This window comes from Aeromonas salmonicida subsp. salmonicida (genome assembly GCF_001643305.1).
Classification (GTDB): Bacteria; Pseudomonadota; Gammaproteobacteria; order Enterobacterales; family Aeromonadaceae; genus Aeromonas; species Aeromonas salmonicida.
This window is the reverse complement of record NZ_LSGW01000028.1, coordinates 1-5,982: the sequence shown is the minus strand read 5'-3', so window position 1 is coordinate 5,982 and position 5,982 is coordinate 1. Positions and strand designations below refer to the sequence as shown.

At 45.5% G+C, this 5,982-nt stretch carries 5 protein-coding genes; 2 read left to right on the top strand and 3 right to left on the bottom strand.

All coding sequences use genetic code 11. The features are described 5' to 3' along the window. Together AXW79_RS21995 and AXW79_RS02170 are read left to right on the top strand one after the other, a co-directional pair. A partial coding sequence (locus tag AXW79_RS21995; protein ID WP_248845843.1) for a TnsD family Tn7-like transposition protein occupies positions 1–592 on the top strand: 592 nt, incomplete at its 5' end. Then, the gene (locus AXW79_RS02170) at positions 592–2,190 is read left to right on the top strand and encodes a Tn7-like element transposition protein TnsE (protein ID WP_005319673.1); all 1,599 of its coding nucleotides are present in this window, start codon (positions 592–594) and stop codon (positions 2,188–2,190) included. The genes AXW79_RS21995 and AXW79_RS02170, both read left to right, overlap by 1 nt. A gap of 171 nt (positions 2,191–2,361) precedes the next feature. Here AXW79_RS02170 and AXW79_RS02165 read toward each other — a convergent pair whose 3' ends face one another. The 3 genes from AXW79_RS02165 to AXW79_RS02155 all read right to left on the bottom strand — a co-directional run. After that, positions 2,362–3,225: a hypothetical protein gene (locus AXW79_RS02165; RefSeq protein WP_005319675.1), complete on the bottom strand. Its 864-nt coding sequence runs from the start codon at positions 3,223–3,225 to the stop codon at positions 2,362–2,364. Then, positions 3,222–4,883 carry an AAA family ATPase gene (locus AXW79_RS02160; protein ID WP_005319680.1) on the bottom strand — a complete coding sequence of 554 codons (1,662 nt, stop codon included), beginning with the start codon at positions 4,881–4,883 and terminating at the stop codon, positions 3,222–3,224. Before AXW79_RS02160 ends, AXW79_RS02165 begins: the two co-directional genes overlap by 4 nt. 15 nt (positions 4,884–4,898) lie before the next feature. Continuing rightward, on the bottom strand, positions 4,899–5,982 hold a 1,084-nt coding region (locus tag AXW79_RS02155), incomplete at its 5' end, for a restriction endonuclease subunit S (protein ID WP_080771122.1).

Sequence of the window (5,982 nt, the reverse complement as noted above, 5' to 3'; positions counted from 1 at the left end):
GAAAACCAGGGGCGATTCAGACATTTATGCTTTTGATCCCTGTCCTCCAGATGAAAAGAACGGCCAATCGGTAGAGTATCGAGCCAGATGGCAGCAGTTGCTGGAAAACCATGGGGTGAAGCAGGCCCGTTTATCTCATCAGGCGTTATATGCTTGGTTGTACCGTCATGATCGTCGTTGGATTCTGGAGTTTAACAGACAGAACCACCAGAGCAGTGTTAGAGAAAATCAGCGGGTCAATTGGCCACAAAAGGACCGTGTAACTTGCCGCCAGTTACTCAAAATCCTCAATGTGCATGAGCTGAGTTTAGATTGCCCCCGGCTATCTAGGCGATGGTTTCTATCAAAGCTTTCATCAAGCGCGATGATTGAGAAGAACCTCAGCAAAATGCCACTTACAAGCTTGTTTTTGCAGCGATATTGTGAAGATATAGCAGATTATCAGATTCGTCGTTTGGCTCTTGCTGCCAGATTGTTGGTGCAGAATGGGCATTCATTGCACCGGTGGCGACTTCTTCGTTTAGCTGGCTTGAGTGATGAGCGATTAACCTCGCTGGCTGATGACCTATTGCGAGATGTGTTGGGGGACTGATGCAGGATATCCGTTTTGAAAAGGTGTCTGACGATACCACCATCTTAGCGATTGGTTCGCTTTTTCGACGGATTGATAACTCCCAATGGGGAATCAATCTGGATCTATCTCCCAAGGCGGCAACTGCTTCATTGAGGCTCTCGAATATCCCGGTTCTAGCCCGTAAGCGAGTATTGAACCCGACTCAGGATCATAAGCCTGCAGGGTATCATCTCGTTTTTACTATCGATAACACGGGAACTTGGCAAAGAAAGCAACTGGGTGATTACCCGGTTGCGTCAGTGGTTCGTGCTATGGACAAGCGCCAACACTGCTTCTGTTTTCTTGCCAATGACATAGAGATTTATCTTCCCCAAATGGAATTGGCGCGAGCGTTGTTGCTGCATGATGGTTACCTCTCTCGTTCAGCGTTGGATCCGGATTGTCTGAGAAGTGAGTTTTCGATTGAACTCGTCAGTCCCGATGTTGCCCGAGTGAATGTGTTGCCTTCCTCCAGCTATCCGCTCAAGTCTCTTGATGACTATGAGTCGCGGCGCCTATTGAGTTGGATCTTGATCGACCCCGATGCCCGAGCCTCCTACGAGAGCATCGGTCACTATCAGAAGCTGAACGGTTATGAGAAAGGGGGATATCGGCAATGGGAGTTCGAGTTTACTCCCCCGCCTCTGCCATCCGTCTCTTTTGAGGTCAGGGGCCGGTTTGATAAACAAACCAGAAGTATGCTGGTTTACGAGATTTCCAGTCTGAAAAATATCAAGGCTGCTATCCCAGATGAGGTCCAGTTTTTCCATCCCAAGCTGCGGGAGTATGTACGTGGGGAGGGGGAAGGCTCAGTGCGCTTGGTAGGTGAACGACCTCATATTCACTCGGTGCATGATGGTGTGGAAGCCAACGCGGATACCTCACCAGTGTTATTACGGGCGCCAGCCGTAGTCTTTGAGTTTTCCAAAGCCTTCAATACACGCAAGGTTGCCGAGAAAAAGCAGGAGGGCACAAAGGGCAAGGCTGATGAAGAGATAGGGTCTCTGGCTTCAGCCGATGTCAGTACAGAGGAGTCAGTTGTTGGCGGTGTGTTGCCCTGCGCCGAGTGGACTGCCGAATCGGATGAAACTGATGATCTGCACCTCTACGCCAACAAGTTTGATTGCTTTGGGTTGATGCTAGATGAATTGGTGGCGGCACATGGTTGCATAATTAGATCCAAGCAACTGCGCAAGCTACCTAAGCTCTATCGCTGTAACCGGCACTTGCTTCTGGACGGTAATCCGAGATGCCTGGCTGTTGTCGAAATAGAGTCGCAGAACCGGATTTTTCATATCTTTGAAGTAGATACCTCAGATGGGATCTGCTCCCTATCAACCCAATTATTGAGGCTGACATCGCTGCAGGGGTGGCAGGAGCAGCTTAGATTATTGGAAGAAGAGCTAACCCAGAAATCACTGCACTGGCCAAGCTCGCGGCTGAAGGAGCTGTGTGGTAAGGATGGCTATTCTGGCATCCCTCACCCGCTGACCCGATCGGTGGACAAGGGCAAATTGCCTGAGGAGTCGATAGAGCACTGGGCGGCAAGATTTTATAGTTGGATGACGTCAATCTAGCCCTACAGAAAGCACATGCAATGCTTGTATAAGCGGAAGGTTACCAGATGTTTTCTGAAAATGAGTATGAACCAAAACCTGATTTCTGACGTGAGCAGGCCCGAACTAGTAAACAATAACGGTGGTCAAAATATCCAGAACCATCATTCTATGTTTTTAATTGACTTAAAATTATAAAAAAACTGCATCCAATACGCCTTCATATTCTGGTTTATGCCTGAAACCATCCAAGTAAGCTATACAAAAACTGGAGAATGGAGCTTCTTTGCTGCGCATTTTTCGTAAGCGGCAAATTGCTTGTTCATACGCGAGGTCGTTGTCTGCATCCCCTGTCTCCAACTTATTGAAGTATCTCTTTGCAGCTTTGACGTCACTATCAATCTTGTCGCGTAATTCTATGCGGCAGCGAACAAAATCTGAATGATTAAGGCTATAAAATATAATGGATTGGTCCGCGCGCATAAACTTGCGAGCATGGTTTTTTTCAGAAAACCGAGGCATTGCTTCACCGTCTGGTTTGAAGTATAGCAACTGTACGTCGGTAGCCTTTAATGGATCTAGCAGTATTGGTTGTTCAGCCTCTAGATCGCAACTTGGGGTCCTCGCTCGCATGCTTTCATCGCATAGTGGAAAATGATCAGCTTTACCGCCAGTCACTCCAGTCTCCACATCGGTTCGTCGACGGTTCGCGACAATGCAGCTGTAACGATAATTTTGAAGGTTGAATGCTAACCACCAGTAACCGTCATGCTGTTTTGCCGTTGATAGTGTTTCTTGCACACGCTTTTTGGGCCGAAAATGGTCGATATCTACATCCGTACCTTGCTGAGGCGCTTCTGTGTACCAGCATTTATGGTTGAACAAAGATGCCAATATTGGTTTAACGGCTTTCCAGTGATCTTGATTTTTATTTATGATCTCAGACCGTTGCTTTTCGTCTTGCGCGGCTATGAGTGAATCTGAAAGTTCCTTAGTTTTTTCTCGCCAGCCTTGCGGTAGAACAAGCTTTGTGAAATCAATGTCTAAGTGTCTCATTTGTTGTCTTCTCCCTGTTCGGCAGCCAGCATACGCTGAACGATCTCTTTGGCTCGCTCTTTTCGAACATGTTTAAGTTCTGGTGTTACGGTAACGGCTTCGGTTTCCTTCTCCACCTCTCTACGCATACGCAAATATTGTGCATACTCCTCATCCCAATGAGCGGTTGTGAACCCCAGCCCCTCTATAGCCTTATCAATTTTTCTCAAACGCCTACTCTGTATGGGCGATAACTCCGTTTTTTCGGTAAAACGCCGACGCAATCGCAGCAAACGTTCTGTTGAATTGTCCAGAGTTGTGAGCAAACCAAACATATCGCTAGTGAGTATTCCACCATACCCCATGCCTCTGGGGCTTTCTTCCGGCTCTTGTGCATGAACCTGAAAGTTAGAATCGCGCCACATGACCTGTACCTGCTCTTTCTTCAACTCAGCAATAGCGAGTGGATGATGAGTCACCATCAACAAATGGCTGGTTTCATGGTTTGGTACGAACTCACGGAGGAACTTCAAATACTTCACTGCCCATGATGGGTTGAGGTGAGTGTCGGGTTCATCGAGTAAAAACAATGAGTCTTTTCCTCCAGTGAATTTGAGCAAACCTAATACAGTAAGTAGTTGTTGTTCACCTTCGCTGAGCTCTCTGAAAGTCAGTGGCTCCTTGCTGCTGGACACTTTAACTCGAATGCTGACTCCAGAAATAATCTCCGAAAGTAACGTACTTTCGAGCATTTTAAACAGCTCGTCAGGATTGAGGTCTTTGGCAAACTCGCGTAGTGCCTTTACATCGGGTAAAAACAAATGGAAGAACTCTTTGCTAATATTACTATTCGTTAACGAAGTATCTTCCGGACGTGTCACTTTAACGGGGGACAGCGTGTGCTTGATTAGCTCATCTAAAAAACGACGAACAACTCCTTTCGCTCCCCAGAATAATTCTCCTTTCTGTTTTGCCCATCCTGGTTGCCGCATCACAAAGTGAATGCTGTCTAAGTCTTTAATGCCTAGGTGTTCGCGCAAAAATGCTTTTTCTACGCTGTCTTGTTCTGATAAGAAAAATGCTAATAGCACAAATTGGCTGTGGTGTGGCTTGGCATAGAACAAAGGCCTAATGTCGCCTTTTAGATCCAACTTATCCTCAAGTAGCCGACGGTAAAAATTTGTGCGATGTTTCTTAAAGTTATTTTCCAAACGATCGCTAGGGCCTGAATAATAGGCAAACACATAGTTAGGTAGGTACGGGGCTTTACCTTCTTTGTCGCGTTTCACTTTTGAAAACGGAATGGTTTCACCTGAAGGTTTATTGGTGGATGTATTATTAAGTTCGTTATCTGCTAATAAGTCTCGCACTTGTACTTGGTATTGCTTTGCGATTGTGCCACGAGTTGGGTCTGCATCAATAGTGATTTCCAGCCACCGTTCACTGGGCTTATTTTGCTTGTGAGGCTCGCCAAGTCGATAAATCAACTCGTATGAGAACGGTGGTGCATCTCCCAAGTCAAGGTTGCGAAAAATCGCCACTAAGGCTTCCAGTACGTTGGATTTACCCGAACCATTTCGGCCTACCACGACTGTCATCAGGTGGTTTTCGTCAAAGTCCACCTTCACGTTTTCAAGGTTTTTAAAGCGAGAGCGAATATGCAAATTATTGACTTTCATGTGCTGTCCTTAGCGCTATGCTTTGTTCGTCTCGACTGTTTTAGCCAAGGCAAACCAATCCTGACCGTCATCACCTCGCTCAAGCTTTACAATGGATTTTTCGATGGTAAGTGCCTCTCTAATATCCAGAAAGAACTGTTCCAATTGGTCGATGTTGCTGTTTCTGGGATAGCCAGCTGCCGCTAGTAATTGCTGACCACTCAATGGCTCATTAGCCTCTTTTAATGCGTCAATCACTTTGATGATCTGTTTACTCATGCGGTTACCTGTGTATTTTTTTACAGTGGTGCGTTTGGTGTTAGGTTGATTTTCGAACGCTTCACGCTCGGCTTTAATCTTTTCAAGCAAGGCCTCAGCGCTATTTTCACCACTGATTAAATCTGGGTTGGCGGCGCGCCAGTCGGCGGTAAGTTCACCCCGGAAGGCTTTGGCTAAGATGGATTGGGTAAGGTTGTTCACTCTCTCTCGTGCAGCATTGGTTTTTTGCTCAATGCTGTCGGCAAAGGCGAACAATTTTTCTACATGGTGGACGATTTCAGTTTGTTCGTCTAATGGAGGAATTAGAATAGGATATGATTCTAAATATTTCTTATTCACACCAGTTTGACCTGCGGTTCTATCAGATCCAGCATCAATATAATTGAATAACTTATAATTTTGTAAATACCAATATAGAAATTCTCTATCTAGTATTTCAGCATTGGGTACAGCTTTCATCAATGCAACGTTATAAGCACCTTCAAGCCCTCTTAATATTTGAAAAATTGGTGGGCCATAACGCCCAATCATGACGTCTTCTTTTGAGGCAAAACGTTTAGCTTTTTCTAGAGGAATATAGACTTTATGGGCATCACTCTTGTAATCACGAATTTGAATTAGTCGGATATAACCGTCTAGTTTTTCATTTGAAAACTCAGATTTAGGGGGTTGACTTCCTCCAAATATCTTTATGACATCGGAAAATATATGTTCTTTCCAGTGTGTTCGCCCTTCTACTTCATGTGCCCAATTTTCTTTTACTTCTATCGAGCGATAATTTGAGTCATTACTATTTAGTCTCCCACTTACCGCTGCGGAAAGTGCATATTCCGGCCGATCA